This window comes from Candidatus Poriferisocius sp., assembly GCF_965219775.1.
In the GTDB taxonomy this organism is placed as follows: domain Bacteria; phylum Actinomycetota; class Acidimicrobiia; order Acidimicrobiales; family Bin134; genus Poriferisocius.
In genome coordinates this window covers 2983341-3006881 of the sequence record NZ_OZ244793.1, presented here as the reverse complement: position 1 = coordinate 3006881, position 23541 = coordinate 2983341, and the positions used below count along the sequence as shown (strand labels likewise).

General features: G+C 64.2%; 20 protein-coding genes. 9 read left to right on the top strand and 11 right to left on the bottom strand.

Annotated elements, in window-relative coordinates; all coding sequences use genetic code 11:
- Nucleotides 1-9 precede the first annotated feature (9 nt).
- Together ACOQPQ_RS13590 and ACOQPQ_RS13585 are read right to left on the bottom strand one after the other, a co-directional pair.
- Nucleotides 10-849: an acyl-CoA thioesterase gene (locus ACOQPQ_RS13590; RefSeq protein WP_420639951.1), complete on the bottom strand. Its 840-nt coding sequence runs from the start codon at nucleotides 847-849 to the stop codon at nucleotides 10-12.
- A gap of 43 nt (nucleotides 850-892) precedes the next feature.
- A complete protein-coding gene (locus ACOQPQ_RS13585; protein WP_420639950.1) occupies nucleotides 893-1744 on the bottom strand; it encodes an SDR family oxidoreductase in 852 nt (283 codons plus the stop codon).
- A gap of 124 nt (nucleotides 1745-1868) precedes the next feature.
- Here ACOQPQ_RS13585 and ACOQPQ_RS13580 point away from each other — a divergent pair, with 124 nt between their 5' ends.
- On the top strand, nucleotides 1869-2867 hold the full coding sequence (locus tag ACOQPQ_RS13580; RefSeq protein ID WP_420639949.1) for a hydroxyacid dehydrogenase: 999 nt from the start codon (nucleotides 1869-1871) through the stop codon (nucleotides 2865-2867).
- Between the two features lie 58 nt (nucleotides 2868-2925).
- The gene (locus ACOQPQ_RS13575; RefSeq protein ID WP_420639948.1) at nucleotides 2926-5586 is read left to right on the top strand and encodes a hypothetical protein; all 2661 of its coding nucleotides are present in this window, start codon (nucleotides 2926-2928) and stop codon (nucleotides 5584-5586) included.
- A gap of 15 nt (nucleotides 5587-5601) precedes the next feature.
- Here the strand turns inward: ACOQPQ_RS13575 and ACOQPQ_RS13570 are convergent, their stop codons facing one another.
- Nucleotides 5602-5910 carry a hypothetical protein gene (locus ACOQPQ_RS13570; protein ID WP_420639947.1) on the bottom strand — a complete coding sequence of 103 codons (309 nt, stop codon included), beginning with the start codon at nucleotides 5908-5910 and terminating at the stop codon, nucleotides 5602-5604.
- Nucleotides 5911-6064: 154 nt separating this feature from the next.
- Here ACOQPQ_RS13570 and ACOQPQ_RS13565 point away from each other — a divergent pair, with 154 nt between their 5' ends.
- Nucleotides 6065-6892 (top strand): enoyl-CoA hydratase, encoded by an 828-nt coding sequence (locus ACOQPQ_RS13565; protein ID WP_420639946.1) that lies wholly within the window; start codon nucleotides 6065-6067, stop codon nucleotides 6890-6892.
- A 54-nt stretch (nucleotides 6893-6946) separates the two neighbouring features.
- Entirely contained in the window at nucleotides 6947-8290 is a 1344-nt protein-coding gene (manB, locus tag ACOQPQ_RS13560) for a phosphomannomutase/phosphoglucomutase (protein WP_420639945.1), read from the top strand.
- A 13-nt stretch (nucleotides 8291-8303) separates the two neighbouring features.
- On the opposite strand, the gene ACOQPQ_RS13555 is transcribed toward manB, so the two are convergent.
- Nucleotides 8304-9074, bottom strand: coding sequence for a sugar phosphate isomerase/epimerase family protein (locus tag ACOQPQ_RS13555; protein ID WP_420639944.1), 771 nt, complete (start codon nucleotides 9072-9074; stop codon nucleotides 8304-8306).
- Between the two features lie 474 nt (nucleotides 9075-9548).
- Here ACOQPQ_RS13555 and ACOQPQ_RS13550 point away from each other — a divergent pair, with 474 nt between their 5' ends.
- The 4 genes from ACOQPQ_RS13550 to ACOQPQ_RS13535 all read left to right on the top strand — a co-directional run bounded on the left by ACOQPQ_RS13550 (nucleotide 9549) and on the right by ACOQPQ_RS13535 (nucleotide 16274).
- Nucleotides 9549-11003, top strand: a complete 1455-nt coding sequence (locus tag ACOQPQ_RS13550) for a hypothetical protein (protein ID WP_420639943.1) — start codon at nucleotides 9549-9551, stop codon at nucleotides 11001-11003.
- 130 nt (nucleotides 11004-11133) lie between these two features.
- The gene (gene hsdR, locus ACOQPQ_RS13545; RefSeq protein WP_420639942.1) at nucleotides 11134-13500 is read left to right on the top strand and encodes an EcoAI/FtnUII family type I restriction enzme subunit R; all 2367 of its coding nucleotides are present in this window, start codon (nucleotides 11134-11136) and stop codon (nucleotides 13498-13500) included.
- Between the two features lie 114 nt (nucleotides 13501-13614).
- On the top strand, nucleotides 13615-15108 hold the full coding sequence (locus ACOQPQ_RS13540) for an N-6 DNA methylase (RefSeq protein ID WP_420639941.1): 1494 nt from the start codon (nucleotides 13615-13617) through the stop codon (nucleotides 15106-15108).
- Between the two features lie 71 nt (nucleotides 15109-15179).
- Nucleotides 15180-16274 carry a hypothetical protein gene (locus ACOQPQ_RS13535; RefSeq protein WP_420639940.1) on the top strand — a complete coding sequence of 365 codons (1095 nt, stop codon included), beginning with the start codon at nucleotides 15180-15182 and terminating at the stop codon, nucleotides 16272-16274.
- On the opposite strand, the gene radC is transcribed toward ACOQPQ_RS13535, so the two are convergent.
- The 5 genes from radC to istA form a co-directional block, all read right to left on the bottom strand.
- Nucleotides 16246-16935 (bottom strand): RadC family protein, encoded by a 690-nt coding sequence (radC, locus tag ACOQPQ_RS13530; protein WP_420639939.1) that lies wholly within the window; start codon nucleotides 16933-16935, stop codon nucleotides 16246-16248. The two genes, ACOQPQ_RS13535 and radC, sit on opposite strands and share 29 nt — an antisense overlap.
- Before the next feature lie 845 nt (nucleotides 16936-17780).
- Nucleotides 17781-18305: a TIGR02391 family protein gene (locus ACOQPQ_RS13525; RefSeq protein ID WP_420639938.1), complete on the bottom strand. Its 525-nt coding sequence runs from the start codon at nucleotides 18303-18305 to the stop codon at nucleotides 17781-17783.
- Nucleotides 18292-18963 carry a DUF5343 domain-containing protein gene (locus ACOQPQ_RS13520; protein ID WP_420639937.1) on the bottom strand — a complete coding sequence of 224 codons (672 nt, stop codon included), beginning with the start codon at nucleotides 18961-18963 and terminating at the stop codon, nucleotides 18292-18294. The genes ACOQPQ_RS13525 and ACOQPQ_RS13520 overlap by 14 nt, the downstream gene beginning before the upstream one ends.
- 235 nt (nucleotides 18964-19198) lie before the next feature.
- Nucleotides 19199-20119: an IS21-like element helper ATPase IstB gene (gene istB / locus ACOQPQ_RS13515; protein WP_420639936.1), complete on the bottom strand. Its 921-nt coding sequence runs from the start codon at nucleotides 20117-20119 to the stop codon at nucleotides 19199-19201.
- Nucleotides 20116-21408 carry an IS21 family transposase gene (gene istA / locus ACOQPQ_RS13510; protein ID WP_420639203.1) on the bottom strand — a complete coding sequence of 431 codons (1293 nt, stop codon included), beginning with the start codon at nucleotides 21406-21408 and terminating at the stop codon, nucleotides 20116-20118. Before istA ends, istB begins: the two co-directional genes overlap by 4 nt.
- Before the next feature lie 407 nt (nucleotides 21409-21815).
- Between istA and ACOQPQ_RS13505 the strand changes: the two genes are divergently transcribed.
- Nucleotides 21816-22460 (top strand): DUF433 domain-containing protein, encoded by a 645-nt coding sequence (locus tag ACOQPQ_RS13505; protein ID WP_420639935.1) that lies wholly within the window; start codon nucleotides 21816-21818, stop codon nucleotides 22458-22460.
- A 160-nt stretch (nucleotides 22461-22620) separates the two neighbouring features.
- Here the strand turns inward: ACOQPQ_RS13505 and ACOQPQ_RS13500 are convergent, their stop codons facing one another.
- Nucleotides 22621-23301, bottom strand: a complete 681-nt coding sequence (locus ACOQPQ_RS13500; RefSeq protein ID WP_420639934.1) for a hypothetical protein — start codon at nucleotides 23299-23301, stop codon at nucleotides 22621-22623.
- A gap of 17 nt (nucleotides 23302-23318) precedes the next feature.
- On the bottom strand, nucleotides 23319-23504 hold the full coding sequence (locus ACOQPQ_RS13495; protein WP_420639933.1) for a hypothetical protein: 186 nt from the start codon (nucleotides 23502-23504) through the stop codon (nucleotides 23319-23321).
- Between the last annotated feature and the right edge of the window lie 37 nt (nucleotides 23505-23541).

The following is a 23541-nucleotide window of genomic DNA, read 5'->3' as shown; positions in this document are numbered from 1 at the left end:
AGGGTCGGGTCACATGGATCGGGCAGGGTCCAGAAGACCAGGAGCCGCCTTGGCCATGGAATCCTGGTGGAAGGTTGCCACCAACCGACCGTCGGCGGTGAACACCTGGCCCTGCCCGTACACCCGACCGTTGGCCGCCTTGGTGGCGCACAATTCGATCAACAGCCACTGGGACACATCCACTTCATCCAAGAAGTGCATCGTGTGGGCGATCACCCCGGTGCTGAGGGTGCGGTGGGCGTCCTCGATGCGAGCCACCTCGGGGTGGGGGCGCATGGCCAATCCGATGATGCTGCCGCAGGTGGCCCAGCCCGCAATCCCCTGGTTGGCGGCCGAGGTTGCCGCCCCCGGCTCGTAGCGGTGCCACGCCCGTTCCACCGGAGCCCCACCCGTGTCGGCTTCGCCGGGAACCGGACGCCACTCGGCGCTCGGGAAGACGAAGGCGAAGCCGGCGTCCAGCCCGTCGGGGCCGGGAACCTCGGGCATGGTGGGCTCGTGGCGCATGAGATCGTCGTCCATCGTGTTCAACAGGATCATGGCCCGGCTGAGCAGCTTGCCCCCCTGGGTGGCGGTCACCGTGTCGCTCGCCCAGGTTCGCCCCGCCTGCATGGACTCGACGTCCACCTCGATGGGCAGGGTGTAGGTGCCGGGGCGGGAGAAGATGGCATGCACCGAGCGAATGGCCTTGGCCGGGTCGGCCTCCTGCGCCGACGCCATCATCATCTGGGCCATGAACTGCCCGCTGAACACCACATCTCGGCCCTCGGCCGACTCTGCCGGTTGGGACACCCGGTAACGCCGCGGACCCACCGGCGTCAAGGCCAACAGGTCCGGGTCGCGGTCGGTCATCGCTCCGAGTGGGATGTCGCGACGGGCATCGGGCTGGGATGGCTCATTCGTCCATGCCGAACATCGAAGGGTCAAACTCCATCATCCCGGCCATGACCTTCACGAAGGGGTCGTCCCAGGCGTCCACCAACGAGGCGTTGGTGTGGCCCTGATCCACCAGCAAGCAGATCCCGTTGATGCCGCTGGCCGCGTCGCTGCTCAAGAACAGCAGGGTGTCGCCCATCTGCTCGGGAACCATGGTGGGCACGTCGGCAGCCTCCCGATAGGCGGCCCCGAATCCCAACCACAGATCGGCGTTGGCCCGGGCCAAGGGAGTGTCGGTCGGGCCGGGCATGATGGAGTTGATGCGGAGCCCCTTCTGCAAGAAGGGAAACGCCTGGGCGGCCACGTAGCCGTTGATGGCCTGCTTGCTGAACGTGTAGGTGTCGGTACCCTCGTGCTCGTCAATCCAGGCCGCGGCGGTGTCCCAGTCGGGGGTGGCCAGGAAGTCCTTCACCGCATCCAGATTGGACATCCAGCCCATGCCAGCCGCCGAGGAGATGAACGACACCGAGCCGCCCCGCCCCAGCTTGCCCGACTTGATCAGCGCCTCAATGAGATGGCGCTGGGACGTGAAGTTGATCAGCATGAGGTTGGGGGTGCCGTCGGCCACCCCGGCGCAGGCCAGCACCGCGTGCACAGGACCATCGATGGCCTCCACGGCCTGGTCCACGCTGGCTTGATCGCTCAGATTCACGTGGACGGACTGGTCGCACCCGTAGGCCACATCGGCGATGTCCAACACGATGGTGTGAGCCCCCAGCGCGGCGGCCTTCTGGGCGGCAGCCGCCCCCATACCGGTGGCGCCCCCCACCACCACCACGCGCTTGCCCTCGTAATTCACCAGATCTGCCATGGCTTGCTCCCTTGTGTGATCGCCCTGACGAAGCCGTCAAAACCGTAGCCCGAAGCTCCCCGGCTCATGCAGCGGGGCCAACCGGGAATGGCCCACCGCCGGTGGCCTTGCCAGACTTCATGGGGTGAGCAGGAAGGCGCCCGCCATCGCCATCGCCCACTGGCCGGAACTGGAGGTGTTCGGCCCGACCGAACGCGACCGACTGGCGGAGCTGGGTTCGCTGCTGAACGCCGAGCCCATCGGCGCGTGGGACAAGGAGGCCGAGGCGGTGTTGTCCGAAGCCGAGGTGATCGTCGGGCATTGGGGGTGTCCACCGCTGGAGGCCTCCGTGCTCGACCGAGCCCCCCGGCTGGGCCTGTTCGCCTATGCGGCCGGCTCGGTCAAGGCCACCGTGACCGACGCCGTGTGGGGCCGCGGCATCCGGGTGACCAGCGGGGCCAACGCCAACGCCGAACCGGTGGCCGAGTTCACCCTGGCCACCATCTTTTTCGCCAACAAGGGCGTCCTGTGGCGACGAGGCCCGGTGGACTTCGCGGAACTGGGGGCGATGAACGACCGCCGATGGGGCAACTACGGCCGCACCGTGGGCATCGTGGGGGCCTCGCTCGTGGGACGGCGGGTGATGGAGTTGCTTCGGCCCTTCCCCCACCTGAGCGTCACGCTGTACGACCCCTACGTGAGCGCCGAGGAGGCGGCCGCACTGGGTGCCACAAAGGTCGACCTGGAGGTGCTGTGCGCCACCGCCCACGTCGTGTCCGTGCATGCGCCGGCCCTACCCGAAACGGTCCACATGATCGGTGCGGCCGAGCTGGCCGCCATGGCGGACGGGGCCACGGTGATCAACACCGCCCGAGGATCCTTGATCGACCACGAGGCCCTGCTCCCCCACGTGACCTCGGGTCGGCTCCATGCTGTGCTGGACGTGACCGAACCCGAGCCGTTGCCCGCAGACAGCCCGCTGCTCGAACTGCCCAACGTGTGGATCAGCCCCCACCTCGCCGGGAGCCAGGGAACCGAGTTGGATCGCATGATCGACTGCGTGGTGGAGGAGATCCGCCGGTGGTCGGCGGGCGAGGCGGCCCTCAACGAGGTCACCCGCGACCGGCTGGCCACCATGGCATGAGCGCTCCCGTCGACCACAGGGCGGTGAACGGCTGTCCGACGGCGGCCCCGGCGGTGCCATGAGCCTCGACTTTGCCATGCCCGCGCCCCCGCTGAAGGGACCGGTCACCGCCGGTGCCCTGGCCGACCGCTTGGTGGCCGCGGTGGTGGACAAGCTGGCCGAGTTCGAGCAGACAACCGCCCCCGAACTGGAACTTCCCCGCTTCCACGCCGGTCACCCAGTGCTCGACGACACCACCGCCGACCTGCTGTACGTGCTGGGCCTGCTCATCGACTGCGGCGTCGACCACGTGGCCGACTGCGATCTTCGCGCCCGCATCCCGTCGCTGATCGACACCCTTGACCCGGCGACCGTGGAGGCGTTTGCCAGCTATCGGGTGGGCGAGACGGTCCTGCGCATCGGCGGCCTGGCCGCGGTGCCGCCGGAATTGCGCGACACCGTGCTCCAGGCCGTCCACTCGCCGGGCATCATCGACCGCCTCGCCGAGCCCGATGCCATTCCCCCCAATTTCGCGGTGGTGGCCGCTCGGTGCCTGCGGGCCCTGGCCCGCCTACGGGACGACCGGGAGGCTCCCGAATTGGCCGGGTTGCTGGGCCAGGTGACCGAACTGTTCTCCAGCCCCACCGGCTGGCTGAACGACGGCATGGGCACCTTCGTCCACTACGACATCTACACCCCGGACATGTACCTGTTCGCCGAGCCGCTGGTGGATGACATCGGCCCGGCGTGGGCCGACGGGCTGACTCGGGTGCTGGACGACCTCGACGGGGCGGCCCACCCCGGAGGGGCCGTCACCTGGGGTCGATCCATCGGCTCGCTGGGCATGGCCATGACCGTCGAGTTGGCCGCTGTGGTGGTGGGACGCGATCTCGACACCGCCCAGGACCGCTGGCTGACCCGAGCCGACAGCACCCTCAATGATCTGCTGGGGTGGTTCCCCAACGGGGTGATCGCCGCCCACCAGCGTCGGGCCCCGATGTTCTACCGGGGGCCGGCCCGTCGCCTGCAGTTGACCCTGGACATCTACGGCAAGCTCCTGCTGTCGGCCTTGGAGCTGCGCCGGCGACCGGACACCACCGGCGGTCCGCCCACCGGGGCCTACGGGCCCGCCGACCGGTTCATCCGTTTCGAGTCGACTCAGCCGGCCACCCTGTGGGCGTACCGTTCCCCGTCGCTCGCCTTCGCCCTACCCACCGTGTTCGGCTTCTCTTCCGACTACGCCCCGTCGCCCCGGGGGCCAGGCCTGTTCGAGCAACCCACCTCGGGACACCCGGTGATGCTGCCGGTGATCAACCCACGGGGCGCGGGCAACTTGGCGGGAGCCGGCGAGAAGCCACTGGTTCCCGCCGGTCTGCCGGCTTCGGTGGAGCACAGCCCAGGGGAGGTCACCATCGCCCACCACGGGTGGGCCCCGGTGGGCAGTGGCGAGCCCTCGGTCGCCGGGAGCAGAACCGCCACCTACCGGGTGGTGGGCCGTTCGCTGGAGGTGACCGAGCACCTCCGCTTCGACGATCCCGGCCACCTGCCTGGGCCGCTCACCCTCACCGTGGCCGAGACCGCCACCCGACCGCTCGACGTCAACTGCGACGCCGGCCCGGTGGTGACCGTCGACACCGACGGCATCAGCGAGTGGCGCAGTTTCTGGGGTGAGTTGCCCCGGGTACACCACGTCGAACTCGAACCGGCCGCCGCGGTGAACTTCACCTGGACGGTCACCCCCCGGTTGCGGGTGGCCAGCACCATCCACGGCCATCCCTACGACCGTTCCCTGTACGAGCCCCTGGCCGACCGGGTGGTGGCCACCGCCATGGGCTTCCCCGACGACAGCCTGGTGCGGAGGCTGCAGGACGTGGACGTGCTGCACATGGCCTGGCCCGAGTGGTGGAGCGGCGTCGACCCGAAGCGTACCGCCGAGGTGCTGGAACAGATCCGGGCTTCGGGCACGGCCATCGTGTGGACCCAGCACAACCTGCTGCCCCACTTCTTCAAGTCCGGCGAGGCGGCAGCCTGCTATCAGCAGTGGGCCGAGGCCGCCGATGCCGTCGTCCACCACAGCCGATCCGGGCAGGCCGTGGCCCTGAGCACCTACGACTACGGCGCCGACACCCGGCACCACGTCATCCCCCACGGGCATTGGGGGCGCGACTACGAAGCGGTGGCCTCCACCACCCGGGAGGACGTGGAAGCGGCCGAGGGCTGGCCCTCGTGCGGGCTCCGACTGGCCGTGATCGGCAGCCCCCGCCAGGAAAAGGATCTCCAAGGCGTGGTGGACGCGGTGGCCGCCTGCCGCCGTGATGACGTCCAACTCGTCATCCGGGTGGACCTGTCGGTGGCCGTGCCCGATGATCCCCGGATCATCGCCGAGCACGGCCATGTCGATACCCATCGGTACCTCCGGCGCATGATGGCTTACGACGCCGTCGTCCTGCCGTTCGCCCCCTCGGGCATGCTCACGACCGGTACGGCGTTCGACTGCCTGGGGGCCGCCGTGCCGGCCATTACCAGCAACTGGGAGTTCTTCGACGAGACTTTTGCGGGGGCCGACATTCGCTACGGCGAGAGTGCCGAGGACCTCACCCGGTGCCTCGACGCCCTTACTCCCGAGGCCCTGGAACGGTCCCGTCAGGCCACGGCCGATCGGCGCCCTGTCTTTGACTGGGACCCCATCGCCGAACAGACCCTCGAGGTGCTGGAAGCGGCCGCCTTGCTCAAAGCGTGACCGACCTCCCCGACATCAGAGGATGGCGGGCACCAGCAGCGTGACCCAGATGGTGAGCATGAAACCCACCATGGTGGTCATAATGAGCCGGGTCTGTCGGGCCAGGGCAGAATCCGTGTGCCCCCGCAACTCGGCGAACTCGCCCCGCAACTCGGCCATCTCCGCCCGCAACTCGACTCCGAGGACGCGTACGTCTTCCTTGGTGGCCAGTTGGCTTCGCCCTTCCGGGATGATGCACTTCATGAGCGTCTCGGTGGACTCCTTGCCGATGGCCTCCACAAGCCGGTTGGCCAACTCCGTGCGCTCCATCTCGCTCACTGCCATGGGGTTCCCTTCGTCGTCTCTTGGATTCTGAGGGGAACCCTTTATGCTCGGGGGCGGTGCCGGTTCCGACTGCTGGTTCCACGCTACCCACCACCTCGGCGGCAAGCAACCACTTCCATCTCTGTCGTGGTGAGTCGCAGAAGGAAGGATCCCCATGGATGAGCTGAAATACGTCGAGTACGAGACCGCCGACGCGGTGGCCACCATCACCCTGGCCCGCCCGGAGAAGGCCAACGCCCAAAACGAGCGAATGCTCGACGAACTGCACTACTGCTTCTCAGCGGCCGAGTACGACGACGAGGTGACGGTCATCGTCCTGCGGGGCCAGGGCAAGCACTTCTCGGCCGGCCACGACCTGGGCGGCTCGGCCCCCGACCCCGACGCCGTCTCGCTGGCGGAGCCCGACGGCGCCTGGCACCTGAACAAGATCTACCGGTGGGAGGCCCGCAAGTACCTGGGCTACTCCTGGCACTGGCGCAACATCCCCAAGCCCACCATCGGAGCCATCCAGGGCAAGGCCATTGCCGGGGCCCTCAACCTCATTTGGCCGTTGGACCTGCTGGTGGTGGCCGACGACGTGGAGTTCTCCGACCCGGTGGTGCTGATGGCCATCGGCGGGGTGGAGTACCACGGTCACACCTGGGAGCTGGGCGCCCGCCGGGCCAAGGACCTGCTGTTCACCCAGCGCACGCTGGGGGCCGAGGAGGCCGTACAGATCGGACTGGCCCGAGAGGCCGTGGCTCGTGACCGGCTCTGGGACCGCACCCACGAGCTGGCCGTGCAGATCGCCCGGAACAACCCCTTCGGGCTGGCCCAGGCCAAGCGGGCCGTCAACCAGACCCTCGACGTCCAGGGTTACTACACCGCCCTGCAGTCGGTGTTCGACGTCCACAGCGTGGGCCACGGCAACGCCATCAGCGTCAGCGGCTACCCCATCTTGATGCAACTCGACGAGATGAAGCAGAACCTCAAGCAGTCCTAGTCATGCAACCCACCACGAGCCCCTCCGTGGTGCGGAACCACTAGCGCAGCCGCCGTGACCACCGACTACGACGCCATCTTCAAGGCCTACGACGTGCGGGGCACGGTGGGCGACCAGCTCGACGCCGACGGGGCCAAGGCCATCGGTGGGGCCTTCGCCCGGTTCGTGGCCGCTTCGGAGGCCAGCGCGGTGCTGGTGGGTCGGGACATGAGGCCGGAGGGAGAGGAGTTCGCGGCCGCCTTCGGCCAAGGTGCGCTCGACCACGGGGTCGACGTGGTGGACGTGGGGCTGTGCGCCACCGACATGCTCTACTACGGCTCGGGCAGCCTGGGCCTGCCCGGCGCGGTGTTCACCGCCTCGCACAATCCGGCGGGTTACAACGGCATCAAGATGTGCGGCGCCGGGGCCGCTCCCATCAGCGCCGACACGGGCCTGGAGGCCATCAAGGCCATGGCCGTCGCCGGGGCCGACCCCGCGGCGACGAGGGGCACCCGGACGATTCGGGATCTGCTCCCCGGCTATGTGGAACACGTGCGCTCGTTCGTGGACTGCGACGGGCTGGCCCCGCTGTTGGTGGTGGCCGACACGGCCAACGGCATGGGGGGCCTGGTCCTGCCCGCCGTGTTCGACGGGCTGGCCCCCGTGCTCGACCACCTGTATCCCGAACTCGACGGCACGTTCCCCAACCACCCCGCCGACCCCCTCCAGCCCGAAAACCAGCGGGACCTGCAAGAGCGGGTGCAGGCCGTCGGGGCCGACGTGGGACTGGCCTTCGACGGTGACGCCGACCGGGTGTTCCTGGTGGACGAGAACTCCCGGCCGATCTCCGGGTCGCTGACCACGGCCATCATCGCCCGGTCGCTGCTGGACCAGCACCCCGGTGCGGTGGTGCTCCACAACCTGATCTGTTCCAAGTCGGTGCCCGAGGTAATCGCCGAGGGCGGGGGGACGGCGGTGCGCACCCGGGTGGGCCACTCCTACATCAAGCAGGCCATGGCCGAGACCGGAGCGGTGTTCGGTGGCGAGCACTCCGGCCACTACTACTTCCGGGACAACTACCGGGCCGACAGCGGGCTGATTGCCGCCCTGGTGGTGCTGGAGGCCCTCAGTCGCCATCCCGCCGGACTGTCCGACCTGGTGGCCGGTGTGGATCGTTACGCCGCGTCCGGGGAACTCAATCGGGCCGTCGCCGACCCGGCGGCAGTCATCGAACGGGTGGCCCGTGCCTATTCGTACGCCCGTCAGGATCGCCTGGACGGGCTCACCGTCGAGCTGGACGACTGGTGGTTCAACCTGCGCCCCTCCAACACCGAGCCCCTGCTGCGGCTGAATCTGGAAGCGCCCACCGTGGCCGATGTCCAACAGCGGGTGGCCGAGGTTCAGGCCCTCATCGGCTGATCCACGAAAAGGGTCAGAGCACGGCCCGCAAGGCCTCGAGATCTCGGCCAGCGGTTTGGAGGATGTAGGCCGGATGGTCGTTCTCACCGTGGTCGACGCCGAAGCCCCACATGCCGTGGGAGAACTCGATGGTCCACGTGACCGAGGGGGACGCGGCCCGGATAGCCTCCACGTCGGGCCGCAACGTCTCGGCCAATTCCGCAACGCTGGTGGAGGCGGGAACCTCGGCCAGTTGCACGTGCACGTGGCCCACCCGCTCGCCGAGCACGGCGAGAGGGGCCGACCATTCGTCGCGGGCCATGGGGTGCAGGTGGACGATGGCGCTCAGCCGTTCGGGGTTCGCCACGGCGTCGAACATGTCCCGAGCCACCACCGGGTCTTCGGCCACCGTTCCGAAATGGCATTCGCACAGCAGCCGGGCCCCCTCGGGCACTGCCGCCTCGAATGTTCGCAACCGCTCGGTGTAGTCGCCGACGGCTTCCGGGTCGCTGCCAACGTTGAACTTGACGCCGTCCGCCCCCACCCGCTCGACCCACGCCGCGGCTTCCGCTCGGATCGCGTCATCAGGATCGTCCCAACTGGTGTAGGAGCTGAGGATTCTGATGGGCACGGCCGATGCCACCACGGCGTCCCGCTCCTCATCGGATACCGACCGGGCGTGACGCTCCCACAGCTCCAACCCGTCGAACCCCGCCGCCTCGATGTCCGCCAACCACTCCGACACCCGCGTCAAGGGCTCCCCACCGGCTTCCACCAACCCCCAGCGATTCGGCTCAATCGCCACCGTCCCCAGATAAACCTCCCCCGCCATCACCAACCCGCCACGCACCAACGACTTCGCCCGCTCACCCCGCCACCCTACTGCCCAGCCCCAGCCCCCCGGCCAAGGAGGCCACCACCCCGGTCCACTGCATAGGCCGTCCTGAGGAGGCCCGTCAGGCCCACCAGCCACGGCGGTGGCCCCTCGATTCCAGGGGAAGCTGTGCCAAACATCGACGGATCCCCTAGAGTTGGATTGCCCGAGTGGCGACCCCGGAGGCTTGGGCAACGGCCTCAACGTCACAGCAAAGGAGGGGTGTGCATGAACAAGGCTGAGACCAGGAACGTGGACAGATCGGAGCAAGAGCGAACGTTTGGAGTCGTGAGAGATCACAGCCTCGACGAGCAGTTGCGCAGACAACTCCAGGATCTACGCGAAGCTGAACGCCTCGTAATCAAAGGCACCGCGAACATTCGGGTGAGCTGAACTATCCCTCCGATGGTCCTGTTCGGCGGCTGGACGCCAGCCGATGAGCCTCCGGCCGTCCTGCACGACGCCACAGAATTGTCATTCTGGGATCATTTCATCGCGTTCTACAGTAGAGGCAGAGGGAACCAGCCCCTGGAACGCATCGCCGAGCTTGCCCGTGAACACTCGGTGAGGAGCGTAGTCATAGAGCCGCGCTATATCGACGTCGACTGGCGAAGCGAACACTCCGAGTTCTACTCAACGACGTTTCGGCGCTATGCATCCGTGTGCCACCGGGCCCACTTCTTCACTGGACCAGTTGATCCCGAGTTCCACTCGTTCAGTCAAGATGAATACATCGGTTACACAATCCTTCGGCCGCTTCCATCGATGCCGGTTAGCAGGACAATGATCAAGCCACCTCCTCCCCTCTCGGCCTCAACTGCATGCGCGGGAGCCGAGACTGTCGACCTCCTGGGGCACCCGTTAGCCATCGAGGCGATGCCCTTCATCAGCCAAGATGGGCAGTACTTGCGATGTGCTCATGCTGCGATTTGGATGGCGCTGCAACTGAGCCACCTCAGAGGAGCCACCCCTAGGCGTATTCCTGAAGAGATTCATGAATGCTCCACTGGTGGTGTGGTCATAAATCGACAAATCCCTTCAGAGGGCCTGACGGTGCACCAAATGCTGGCAGGAATGAACAAGCTTGGGCTGTCTCCCGCTCAGTTGCCGCTTCCCCTTGACCGGTCTGCCAGCGAGCAGGCTGATTACTTGGGCCTGTACGACATCATGTGTCGACACATCAACAGCAATTTGCCACCGATTGTCATCTCCAACAACCACGCCTGGTTGGTCGTCGCCTATCAGTGGTCAAAGTCGTCCGGTCACGACAGGCTGACGCTTTTTCGACACGATGATGCCAAGGGCCCCTACATCCGAGTTGACAATCCTTGGCAAGAACAGAGCCCATCCCACCAGCCCTGGAAGGCTGCTCTGCTCCCTTTGCCACCCAAGATCTACATGACCGCGGAGCGGGCCGAACTCATAGGGCGGTGGTGGTTCCAACAGCACATTGCCAGCGACCCCAGTAGTCCACTCGCAGAGGCCGAGAGCCGGAACGAACTTCGGTACCGCGTCTATGGACTCAGAGGCCGCGATTACAAGCAAGGACTCAAGTTGCGCCCAAATCTCGACCCGCTCCTTGCCCACCAATACCGGCTTGCGGTCTGGCCCCGGAACATCTGGGTCGTAGAAGCACTGGATCGCAGCCGCAGGGAGAATGGCGAGCCACCGGTACTTGGAGAGGTGATACTTGACCCGACAGCCAACCACGAGCCAACAGCCGATGATCCAGGAATTCTGTCGACTCACGCAAACGGGCACCTCGAGTGGGTCACGCCTGACTGTGCTCTGGCTCGATCGGCGACAGTCGGCAGCGCCCCCTACGAGAGTGGATGCGCTGCATTGAACGGAGAGCTTTAGCCCCAAGAGTTGAGCAACCGCGAAGTCCGGCAAGTGGCTGGCCAATTCTGGTGGAGGAGTTCAATGGTCTCGTCATCGTTCCCGTGGCGGCGATCCGTCGGTGTTGGCGTGCGTTTCGTAGAGTTGGGCCGTGGCGTCGGGTCGCACCGAGAGTGAAACCTGCCGGGAGCTGATTCTCCCGGCTTTGCTTGCCGCCGGGTGGGCCGACGACCAGATCATCGAGGAGTTCCGCATCACCGACGGACGAATCCTCCCGCTCGGCGATCGGCACCGCCGGGACAGGCCACTCCGAGCCGACTACGTCCTTGAGGTCAAAGGGGTGCCCGTCGCCATCGTCGAGGCCAAGCGGACCACGGGCAAGGCGTCCGACGGCATCGGCCAGGCCAGGGTCTACGCGCAGCTCCTCGACATCCCTTTGGCCTACGCCTCAGACGGCACCATCACGGTCCGAATCGACATGGCCACCGGCCAAGAGGACTTCAACGCACGCTTCCCGACGCCGGCGGAGGCCTGGAGCCACTTCCAGTCGTCCAAGGGGCTGACCCAGAAGACTGCCGGTGCCTACACCGAACCCTTCAACCGCGAGCTTCGTCTCTCCGACGGCCGGGTCAAGGAGCCGCGCTACTACCAGCGGATTGCCATCAACCGAACCGTGCAGCGGGTGCTGGCCGGGGACAAGCGCCTCCTGGTCGTGATGGCGACGGGGACGGGCAAGTCGTTTCTCGCCATGCAGATCGCCTGGAAGCTGCAGAGGACAGGCTGGATTGAGAGCCGCAAACCGAGGATTCTGTACCTCGCCGACCGCAACGTGTTGATCGACCAGCCCCGGCAGCGGGAGTTTGTCCCGGTCTTCGGTGAGAACGCGATTCACAAGTTCGCCGGTGAGATGAAGACGGGCCGCGACATCTACTTCGGGCTGTACCAGAACCTCGGAGCAGGTCAGGACAGTTGGTACCGCGGGTACCCGCCCGACTACTTCGACGCCATCATTGTCGATGAGTGCCACCGCGGGAGCTCCAGGGATGATTCGGCCTGGCGACTGATTCTCGAGTACTTCGGGCCTGCGACCCAGATCGGGCTGACGGCAACTCCGATCGTCAACGAAGACGCCGACACCTACCGGCACTTCGGAAGACCTATCTTCGAGTATTCCCTCGCCCAAGGAATCAATGACGGGTTTCTGGCACCCTACGCCGTACGTCGCGTGGTACTCAGCGCCGATGCCTTCGGGTTCGCACCAGAGGAGGGACAACTCGACCTGTTCGGCAACGAGATCCCCGAAGGACTGTATGAAACCGCTCATTTCGAGCGAGTGGTGTCGCTCCTGACCCGCACGGACACCGCCGCCGCCCATCTCACTGACTACCTCAAGCGCCACGGTCGGGACGCCAAGACGATCATCTTCTGTGTCAACAGCGAACATGCCGACGCCATGCGCCGTGCACTGCACAACGCCAATTCCGACATCACCGCCGGCGACCCTGACTATGTAGTGCGGATCGTGTCCGCCGAATACGAGAGAGACCGCCTCTTCAGCCAATTTTCCGACCCTGAGCGCCAGTCACCGACGATCGCGACCACCTCTCAACTTCTCTCCACGGGGGTCGATATCCCTGCCGTGCGCAATATCGTCCTCTTTCGTCCTGTCGGGTCGATGGCCCTGTTCAAGCAGATTATCGGGCGCGGCACCAGGCTCGACCCCGATACCAACAAGTGGCAGTTCGAGATCATCGACTACTGCGGGGCGACGCGGCTGTTCGAAGACCCAGAGTTCGACGGTCCGCCACTGGTGGAGACCGACGAAGAGATCGATGACACCGGCCAGGTTGTCGACGACTCAGGTGAAGTCAACGAGCCTGACCTCGACTTTCCCGGCGATGCAGAACCCGATGAGCCCGATGAGCAAGACCTCGACGACGACGAAAGGGCCAGGAAGTTCTACGTTGATGATGAACCTGTCTGGATCGTCGCCCAGGGTGTCTACTGCCTCGACCCGAACACCAGGCGGCTGCGGCTGGTTCAGTACCAGAGTTTTGTCGCCGACTCCGTGCGCAGGCTGGTGTCCAGCGCGGCCGAACTCCGCGAACGCTGGGGCCAAGCAGGGACTCGCGAGGAAGTCATCGACGCCCTTACTGCTCGGGGCATCGATCTGGATGATGCTCTTGACCACACCGGCCTGCACGACGCCGACCCGCTCGACCTCCTCGTGCATCTGGCTTGGAACGAGCCTCTGGCCTCGCGATTCGACCGCGTGCGCCGAGTTCGGGCGGAGAGCAAGGCGTTCTTCGAGAACTACAGTCCCGAGGCACGACTCGTCCTTGACGAGCTGCTGAACAAATACGGCGCCTTCGGACCTGGGGAACTTGCTTCGGCATCCCTGAGGGTGCCACCCCTGTCAGAGATGGGCTCACCCGTGGAGCTTGCCGATCGGTTCGGGGGCGCAGAGGAACTACGGTCCGCAATTGCGGCCCTGCACGACGAGCTGTACGCCGCTTGATGCCAGAGACCAACCCTCACGACCATTTGGAAGACCACCGGCGCGGTACCCGATCCCACGACCAACCCACCCTAGGCAACTACCGCCCAGCCACCACCTGAGACGAGGAGGCCCGTGGCCCCAAAGAAGAAGTCCCAAGCACCGGCCACACCGCAGGCGCGGTTGAAGGCGGTCATCAATTCGGCCCGCCAGATCATGCGGAAGGACGCCGGCCTCAATGGCGACCTGGACCGCATTCCTCAATTGGCGTGGCTTCTGTTCCTCAAGGCCTTCGACGGTCTGGAGATGGAGCGCGAAATCACCGAGGACGATTTCAGCAAGGCCATCGAGGAGCCATACCGGTGGCGTGACTGGGCTGCCGACCGAATCAACGGCCTGACCGGCAACGAGCTGCTGCAGTTCGTGAACGACGACTTGTTTCCGTATCTGCGTGACTTGAAGGGGAACGCCGAGCGAGACCCTCGGGACGTCCTCGCTGCCGTCTTCAAGGAGACGCACAACAGGATGGACTCCGGCTATCTGCTCTCCGACGTGATCGAACAGGTCAACAAGGTCGATTTCACCTCATCCGAGGACATTCACACGATGGCATTTTTGTACGAGTCGATGCTGCGGGAAATGCGGGATGCCGCGGGCGACTCAGGGGAGTTCTATACCCCTCGTCCCGTGATCCGGTTCATGGTTCAAATGATCGACCCACGCCTCGGCGAGATCGTGCTCGATCCCGCCTGTGGCACCGGCGGGTTCCTTGTCGAGGCCCTTGAACATCTCCATCCCCAGGTCAACACGGTCGCTGAGCGCAACGACCTTGCATTCGATCTGCGCGGGATCGAGAAGAAGCCGCTCCCCTACCTGCTCGGCACGATGAACCTGCTGCTGCACGGACTGGCACGCCCGAATCTCATGAAGAGCAATGCGCTCTCCCAACCCCTCACTGAAATCAAGCGGGCCGACAGGGTGGATGTCATCCTCACGAACCCTCCCTTCGGCGGCGAGGAGGAGAGAGCAATCTTGGCGAACTTCCCAGCGGGCGCGCAGACCGCCGAGACGGCTTGGCTCTTTATGCAGCTCGTCCAGCGGATGCTGGACCAAGGCGGTCGCTGCGGCATCGTCGTGCCGAACGGTGTCCTCTTCGCCGACGGCGCAGGAGCGCGCATCAAGAAGGACCTGCTAACGAACTGTGATCTCCACACCGTGGTGCGTCTCGGATCGGGTGTCTTTGCCCCGTACACCGACATCCCGTCCAATCTGCTGTTCTTCGAGAAGACAGGGCCGACCAAGGAAGTCTGGTTCTACGAGATACCTACGCCGGACGACCGGAAGAAGTACTCAAAGACCCGGCCGATGAAGTTCGGCGAGTTTGCCGACTGTATCGAGTGGTGGGGCGGGGCAGATCGACGCGGCCGTGTCGAGACTGAGCGGGCCTGGCAGGTCGACGCATCTGCAATCGCTGAGTCCGGGTGGAATCTCGACCTCAAGAACCCGAACCGCCCCGACGACCTTACCCACCGACCACCTGCAGAGCTGGTCGCCGAACTCATCGACACCGAACGTGAGATCATTGGCCTCCTGGAGGAGCTGGAATCTGAGGTCGGGAGCGTCCAATGAGGAAGCCTTTGGGAACAATTGTACGGCCTAGCCAGAATCTAGTCGCCGTGTTACCAAATGAGAGTTATCCGATGGCAGGGATGCTCAACCGCGGGCGAGGCCTCTTCCGCAAGAGTGACTTGCTTGGACTTGACACCTCTTACAAGCAGCTAACCAAGCTGAAAGCTGGTCAGCTCGTGTACAGCCGCCTCTTCGCGTGGGAAGGTGCCATCTCAATTGTCCCCGATGAATTTGACGGTGTACATGTCTCACCTGAGTTTCCCGCGTTCGATCTAGACAATACCGAAGTATTGTCGGATTACCTTGCCCACATCGCAAGATGGTCAGACTTTCATGAAAAGGTCGCAGATAGTCGCAAGGGACTTGGACTCCGTCGGCAAAGAGTCGCCCCAGAGGCCCTGCTGAAGGTTGAGATCCCTCTCCCAGACATCACTGAGCAGCGACGAATCGCCACCCACCTCGACAAGATGAATGAATTGGTTGAGGGGCTACCTAGAAAACAGGATTACCGCAATGAAACTCTACTCTCGCTTGAACAGTCAGCATTTCATGAGGAATTCAATGAGTACAGGACGTATGAATATATCTCTAGTATAGCTACTGTGCACAGAGGTATTGGACCACAATATGACCCAGACTCCAACTCGCTCTGTGTAAATCAGGGTTGTGTTCAGAGAGATGGTATGACCCTAAGCAGAGCACGAACAGTAGACTCGCTCTGGGCTGAACTAGTCAAGACTGAAAAGCGGGTGGGGGAATTTGATGTACTCGTGAATTCTACGGGAGAGGGCACGATTGGCCGATCGTGCCTACCCGGCAACGCGGTCGGACTTCCCTTCGACTCACACGTACTCTCGGTACGTCCCAATTTAGACAGGCTTCAGCCAGCATTCCTAAACTTCTTCCTCCGTAGCCCACAGGGACAATTGGCGATTGAAGAAGTCAAGAGTGCAAAGACCACTAAGCAAACTGAACTGGGTAAGAGGAAACTAGAATCGATTGCCGTCCCAGTACCTACAATGAGGAGACAGGACGAAACTGTCCTCCGGCTGAGTTCCATTCTCAATCATGTTGGGAGGACCAGATTTCTGTGTCAACAGAGCGGCAAATTGCAAAGAGGCATCCTTGGCTCTGCGCTCAACCAAGCCTTCGCTGGCTTGGCCTGATCTTCACTTCTGCCCACTCGTCACCAGCGATGACGATGTGACCGAGGAACCGCAGACCCACGGTCTTGGCGGCGCTCGCCACGTCTTGAGTGAGTTCCACGTCGGCCTGGCTGGGCCGAGGATCTCCTGACGGGTGATTGTGTGCGAGTCCAAACGCCGCGCCGTCGTGGCGCAGCACGGCGTTGAGGACCTCACGCACCTCGATGAGGGAGCGGGCGGCCGTTCCCTGAGAGAGTTGCACCTCATGGAGCAGCCGAGCGCGGCGGTCGCACACGAATACGATGGCCCGCTCACGACGCAGCCCAGCGAGAGAGTGTCGAGCACGTTGAGCAACGTCAGAAGCGCGGGCCAAGCTCACCTCTGGCTGATCATCGAGTGGTAGCCGACGTCCCAGTTCGAACGCGGCGACCACGCTGCAGGCCTTTGCGTTCCCGACCCCGGGAAGGCGAGCCAACTCCTCAACAGTCGCCTCGCCCAACCGCCGAAGGCTTCCAAACTCTGCCAGGAGTGCCGTCGCAAGGTCGCTCGCGCTCGCCCCGGTCGTGCCACTCCGCAGTTGCAGAGCAAGAAGCTCAGTGTCGCTGAGCGCCTCCCGACCCTCGGACAGCAACCGTTCCCGTGGCCGGGCACGGGAGGGCAGTGCGGAAAACGGACTACCCACGTGTGTCCGACTCCGCTGTCATGGTTGCCTGCCCGGACATTCCGCCACCGATGGTTGCTTCCATGCTGGGAGGCTACAACCGCCCTGTGACAGCCAACCCGGGTCACCTTGAGTCCATGGCCGACTTCCGCTGCGACTCAAACGCCACCCCGGCGAGCGGTTCCTCACAAGGCGTAGCTTCCTCATCAACCCGGCGACAGTTGAAAGGCAGGAGCTGGTGGCCGACAATGAAGAGGCCGAGGGCACTAGCCCGAAGAAGTAGGCTCGGCTCCTCTTCGGACGGTGAGCGGCCGGGTTTTGCGCGTCAGGATGTCCTCACGACGGTCACGTCTTCCAACAGGCCAAGAGTGCAGATCAGTCGGCGCCAATGGCCACCCCACCCGTAGGCCTAGGCGGTCGCATCAGGAACCCAAAGAAGCGGCTCATCTGAAGACGGCAAGGGCGTGTAGCCGAAGGCTGGCTGAGGATCGCTGCCCACCAATCTGTGGATCGTTGTTCGGTCCCGCTTGTCTTGACCCTCCCTAGAGTCCGGGACCAGGCGGTTCACACCCTGCTCTCTGAGAATCGGGACCATGTGTTGGAGAGTCAAGTCTCGCGAGTTGGTCTGATCTTTGCCCTTGGCGGCGAACACTTGGGTGCGAGAGGCGAGTCTTGCCATAGCTGACAGCAGGCTCTTGCGCCTTGTGTCACTCTCGTCCACGAAGTGGATCCGGCATCGTCAACGGAGTCTCCGACCGTGGAGTTACTGCGCCACTCTCGTTAATTCGGTCACACCGGCAGTAGCTGCAGAGATGAGGCATTTGCCACCTGGATGTGGCACTGTACTGCCCTCACTAATGCTGGCCCTACCCTGGGGCCGTGGCACGGCGCGCCACACGCATCAAGTGATTTGCAAGACCAAGGAGCTCCAAGGCGGAAGCAGGGTCATCCTCGTAGCCGTGCTCATGGGCGCGAGGGTTGCGAATGCCCGTCATCGCTCCCGCGAAGATCTGCATGTAGCCGGTTTGCTCATCCCGCTCAGAGCGGGAACTCAGCTCATTTACCGCTAGGACTGGGTCCTTCGCTGAGAAGACGTGGTTCATCAACTTCGCGCCATCCTTGTCGGCCACGGCCGATTTGCCCTTGACGAAGTTGTTCAAGCACTTGTAGGCCTCAAGGACAGCCGAGGAATAGTGGCCATGAAGGAACAGGTCCCGGGATATGGCGATGAGGTCGTCGTCATCGACGACCTCATCGAAAGTGGATTCCTGGTTGCCAGAGCTGTCCTGGCCAGCGTCCCGACCGAGCCCCAGCCATCGGAGTTCGGCCTCGAGGGCCCTGGCCCATTGGAGTGCCCGAACGCCTGTCGAGTTGCTCTCAGCCCCCGCCATAAAGGTGCTTCGCCATGCTCTTGAAGATCTGATTGATCTGCTCCGCTGAAGCGCTGGAGTCGATGTGGATCTGGAGATTGATGTTCACCTCAGGGTCCGTTCTCTGGACTCGGCTGCCCGCGTCGTTCTTGCTTGCTGCGTTGCCCCTGGTTGCAGGGCCCTTTGTCCTGGCCGAGTCGGCCTTCTTTCCTTGCTTCTTGGTCGCTCCGTTGGAGTTCGCAGTGCGACCCTCGGGGTCTGCGTCCGCCAACAAGGCATAAAAGGCCGCCATGGCCGTCGAAGCGCTTCGGCCAGCGCCAGTGTTTCGTGAGAACCAGCCGCTGACGCCCTGTGCATCGGTGGCCGGATTCGGAAACGCTGAGGGAAGGGTGTCGGGGTACACATCTGCGATGATTGCTTCGCAGACCGACGGGTACGTGGAATCGTCCCGCCATTCCAGTGCTCTTGCTGTGGGGGCACCCTCATCATCAATCAGCCCAATGGCCCGCAGCGGACCGATCAGATTTGCAGCAGATGCCGGCGTCGAAAGGCCGAGGACCGATTGCAGGTAGTCGGCGTCGACCTTATTCGGCATTGAGTTGATGAAGCGCTCACGGAGCGTCCACCAGTTCTTGGCGGGTAGCTTCGGATACGTATTCCTTGCCTTTGCTTCTGCCATGGAGGGTCTCCCTTGACGAGGACTTGCTTGACGGACCCAGGATACGGTGAGGTGGAGCGAACTACAACTGCAAAATTCCAACAACGTAGTTCCTGCGAAGCCATCGCCGCAGGTGACACAGCTCGATGGGCACGCGGAAGCCTCGGTGCCATGGTTTCGCGAGACCGTGGCAATCGGGCGGGAACGCACGCACAAGAAGGGCAGATGCTGGGGTGGGTTCGTGGCAAGGGTGGTGTCAGCGGGACCGCTCTGATCTGGGCTCTTCGGTGTTTGGGGCTCCATTGGATGTAACGAGCGGTAGGATGACGCCGCTCGCTGAATTTCCCCAGGGTTGCTCATCGAAATTCCCCACCCTGGTGGTGTGTGGATTGTAGGTGGCGGTTGTTGCGTCGGCGAGTTTTCGGGCTCGTGCCCGGTGGGTGCGCATGCGGTAGCTGTCGCCGGTGATGTTGAACACGACGGAGCGGTGCAGGAGTCGGTCCAGCATGGCTGCGGCGATGGTGGTGTCGTCGAAGATCTCTCCCCAGGAGGCGACGCCTCGGTTGGTGGTCAAGATGATTGAGCCGTTGAGGTAGCGCTGGGAGATGACTTGGAACAAGGCGTTGGCGTCTTCGGCGGGCATGGGCAGGTAGCCGAGTTCGTCGACGATGAGCACTGATGGGCCTTTGAAGAACCGCATGGTGTTGGCCCAGCGTCCTTCGACGGCGGCTTTGCGGCAGCGGGCGGAGAGATCGGCTGCGGTGGTGTAGTAGGTGCGGAGTCCGGCGTCGACGGCTGCGTGTCCGAGGGCGATGGCGAGCATGGTCTTGCCGACGCCGGGCGGGCCGATGAACAACACGTTGGTGGCGTCTTCTGTGTAGCGGCACGTGGCGAGGTCCCGGATCAATGCCTGGTCGATGCAGGGTTGGGCGTCGAAGTCGAAGTCGGCGAGTCGCCATGGTGCGGGGAAGTTCGCGAACCGCATCCGGCCGGCGTGGCGGCGGGCTTCGGTGGCGTCCACCTCTATCGACAAGAGGCGTTCCAAGAACTCGGTGTGGGTCAGCTTCTGGTTGGCTGCTTCGTCGAGTTCGCCGGGCAGGGCCTCGGCGATGGCCCCGAGCTTCAGGTAGGTGAGATGGGTCCGGACCTGTTGATAGATGGTCTCGCTTCTGGTCATCGGAGATCCCCTTCGACCAGGCGCCGGTAAACGTCGAGGTCGATCACCGGATCGGCTGCGGCCGCTTCGCCGATCAGCTCCGCAGCCAACGCCAACGCAGCGTCGGTTGGTGGCCGGTTCAGTTTGCGGCGACAGGGCTTGTCGGTGTTGAACGCCCCGAGCACCACGTTCTCCAACGCCTCGGTGTGCTCGGGCAACCGGACGGTCTGTTGGGCGCCACGCGGCGCCAGCCGATGCAAACAGACCTGCCGGCGGTTCGCGTGCACACCGATGGTGGGTTCGCCGACACGCCAGTGGATCTGCACCTGCGCGCCGACGAGGCCGGGTGGGACCGAATAGCGGTTGCCCCACAACGACACCAGCGCGTTCGCGGCCACGGTGCGGACCTCGATGACCTCGGCGGGGAACGGAACCGGCGGCAACGCCAACAACGGCTCGGTTTCGGCGATTTCAGCAACGGTCGAGCCGTCACGGCGGCGGGCATCGGCCATGGCCGCGCACCACGCGTCCAGGCCCGCCTGAGCCTCGGCCGGTGTGGTGACACGAGCAGTTCTCCACCACGACTGGGTCAGGTAGTCGATGGCCTTCTCCACCACCCCCTTGCGGTTCCCGTGACGGGGCGGACACGGGTCCACACCCACCCCGTAATGCTTCGCGACCGGAGCGAAACTCCGTTGGACTTGGCCGCTCTGCGGGTTGATGACCGTGGCCATCCGATCCACCCGCCAACGCTTCGCAGTGCCACCCAGCCGCCGCAGCACCTCGTCAAGACCAACAATGAGATGAGGCTGGTCATCGGAGTCGGAGAACCAGCCCCGGAACTTCCCCGAACACGACAGAGCCCCGACCAACACGAACGCCTTGACACCCCACGGCGTGTCATCCAGCTCCAACCAGTCCCACTGAATCTCCTCCCCAGGCGGGTGCTCGATATCCACGTGCGCTCGCCCATTGCTCGACGCGCACCGCTCGCAATGCGGACGCAGCCCCCGGTTCCGAACCTGGCGGGTGAACGTCTGATACGAACGCTCGAACCCCAGCCCGACGACCTCGGCGAACAACACCGTGGCCCGCACATGCGGATCATCCCTCAACCGCTGGGCCACGTACGGCTCGAACCGGTCGAACACATCCGACTCGGCCCGGCCGCGCACACCCGGTACCCGCTCCCCACTCAAATAGGCCCGCACCGTCTTGCGATCCCGACCAACATGACGGGCAATGGCCGAGATCGACCAACCCTGCTTCCTCAACGATGTGATCTCCACGTCTTCCTCCGGTAACAACATTGCGGCAGGACCCCTTCTCGTCGCTGACTCGGTGTCGCAACCGCCAGCATGAAAGGGGGCTCCACCCCAACAGGTGGACCCTCAGAAGTGGGGAAAATCAATGAGCAGAACTGGGGAGATCCCCGTGAGCGTGGTCAAGGACTTGTGACAGCGGCTGAAGGGGGTGTCAACGGTCTTTGGGATTCGCGCAGTGGCGGTCAGTGGAACCGCGCGGCGGCCAGTGTCGGAGAGGATCTCCGACCGATTCGTGTAGCCCCCTTTGCTGCCGCAGTCCCCGAGAAGACTCACCCGCCGACCACCCCAGCACGCCATGCGAGCCGAAATGGCGGGCCGCAGGCTGCATGTGCTGCGACACTTGAGGCGTGTCGAGAGCTCGCAGACTCCTCACCGCGGAGGATCGGGCTCTGGTGCTTCGTGCGCTCCGATACCCCCGCGGCCGATACGACGCCGAGCGCGCCCACCAGTTGTCTGCCGTGCCGAAGGGGACCCTTCACGATTGGGCAACCACCGGGGTGCTGAAGCCGGACTGGTTCGCGGCCAAGCCTCGAGGCTGGTCATACCGCGACATCGTCTACGCCCGTCTGTTGGTATGGCTGCGCAGCAAGCAGATGGAACGTTCGGCCGCGGCCGAGCGCGTTGTCTACTTGCGCGAGCTGCTGACGACTTCGGACATTGATCCGCACGTCCACAGCGATGGCACCATCTTCCTGATTGGCGAGGAGGACGTTGACCGATTCACCGGGCAGCAGACTTTCGACGGCCTCATCGAGGTTCTCGACGTCTTCGAACTCGACGAACCCGTCGAGGGCGTGTCCCGTGGCGAACTCTGGGGACCGAGCCTGGTTCGTCCGTCGGACCACACCTACATCTCGCCGTGGGTTCTCGCCGGTGAGCCCTGCATCGAGAAATCACGAGTACCGAGCGCGAGCATCCATGCATTGCACGTGGACCGGGGTCTCGATGCCCTTGCGATCCACCAGCTCTACCAGGCGTTGCCCATCGAAGCCGTCGAGGAAGCGCTCCAACTGGAAACCCGCCTCAGAGCAGCGTAGGAGTGGGGGGCCAACGACCAGAGCATCCAAGAGTCCCTCACGAGGATCAGCTTCCTGTTGGCCCGGCGACAGCTGCAATGCAGGAGCTGATGGGAAGGGACTGAAGCGCCAAGGGCGGTCGTCCGAGGAAGTAGGCCCGGAATCGAAAATGGGGCCTAGGCTACGTGGCCGACTGCGGCGGCGAGGTGTGCCAGCCTGCTTCTCGGAGAGCCCTTGCCGCGTCCTCTTGGTAGCGACGCGTCGCCGCCTTCACTTGAATTCTTGTCCACCGATCGCGATGCTCATCGAGCACACGTCTCCACTGCGGGCGAGGGACGACCATTTCCTCTGTAACCATGAACTCGATGAGATCCTCGAGGGTAGGACGGAACCGCTTGCCACCAACAGGCAGGTGAAGGTCGCGAAGCTGGCGCGTCTTGCGTTCATCTCCCAGGTAGATCGCGTCGAGGTCTTCTCGGTGTCCGGCGACGTGCAAATGAGACCCGGGGTACTGGTTACCTGGAGTCCGGACGTAGTCGATGCCAACGACGAGTTGATCGTTCTCCATTTCCGGCGACGTGTAGAGACTCATCGTGCTTGTGCTCATCGTGAGGTAGACCCCTTCCGGGTCAAGCTCGTAGGAGTGCATGAGGTAGAGGTACACGAGCGCCTTGCTACCCGATGGCGCGATGGGGATGGGATCTGGGCTTGCCTGGGTCTTCTTGACCCCAGCACCCATGATCGTGCGACCTCTCGTAGTGCTGAGAGCCGACATCCGGATTCCGTCGGTGACCGTCCCGTTCAGTAGCTCGGACGTTTCGGCTGCGAAACGGCGCGCCTGGGTGTCGAGATCGTCCGCCACGCGTCCAGGGCTGCCGTTCAGCCGCGGCCCAAGCCTTCGATGACGAACCAAGCTCGACGGAGCTTCTCCGAGTCGAACCGGCCCTCGTGAGCCTGTCGGCGGAGTTCAGCAAGCTCAGTGCCTGCGTCGCGAAGCGTCAGTTCGACGAGCTGGTCGAGTTCCTCGTCGCTCGTCACCTCAAAGAGGTCAGTGTTCGTAGACATGCTCCATTCTCCTCTAGGGCTGCAAACTGCTTCCTCA

Bases quoted from the DNA above. Each gene is read 5' to 3' on its own strand.
- ACOQPQ_RS13590 (WP_420639951.1), bottom strand. From the start codon at position 849: ATGACCGACCGCGACCCGGACCTGTTGGCCTTGACGCCGGTGGGTCCG.
- ACOQPQ_RS13585 (WP_420639950.1), bottom strand. From the start codon at position 1,744: ATGGCAGATCTGGTGAATTACGAGGGCAAGCGCGTGGTGGTGGTGGGG.
- ACOQPQ_RS13575 (WP_420639948.1), top strand. From the start codon at position 2,926: ATGAGCCTCGACTTTGCCATGCCCGCGCCCCCGCTGAAGGGACCGGTC.
- ACOQPQ_RS13570 (WP_420639947.1), bottom strand. From the start codon at position 5,910: ATGGCAGTGAGCGAGATGGAGCGCACGGAGTTGGCCAACCGGCTTGTG.
- ACOQPQ_RS13565 (WP_420639946.1), top strand. From the start codon at position 6,065: ATGGATGAGCTGAAATACGTCGAGTACGAGACCGCCGACGCGGTGGCC.
- ACOQPQ_RS13550 (WP_420639943.1), top strand. From the start codon at position 9,549: ATGGTCCTGTTCGGCGGCTGGACGCCAGCCGATGAGCCTCCGGCCGTC.
- ACOQPQ_RS13535 (WP_420639940.1), top strand. From the start codon at position 15,180: ATGGCAGGGATGCTCAACCGCGGGCGAGGCCTCTTCCGCAAGAGTGAC.
- ACOQPQ_RS13525 (WP_420639938.1), bottom strand. From the start codon at position 18,305: ATGGCGGGGGCTGAGAGCAACTCGACAGGCGTTCGGGCACTCCAATGG.
- ACOQPQ_RS13520 (WP_420639937.1), bottom strand. From the start codon at position 18,963: ATGGCAGAAGCAAAGGCAAGGAATACGTATCCGAAGCTACCCGCCAAG.
- istB (WP_420639936.1), bottom strand. From the start codon at position 20,119: ATGACCAGAAGCGAGACCATCTATCAACAGGTCCGGACCCATCTCACC.
- istA (WP_420639203.1), bottom strand. From the start codon at position 21,408: ATGTTGTTACCGGAGGAAGACGTGGAGATCACATCGTTGAGGAAGCAG.
- ACOQPQ_RS13495 (WP_420639933.1), bottom strand. From the start codon at position 23,504: ATGTCTACGAACACTGACCTCTTTGAGGTGACGAGCGACGAGGAACTC.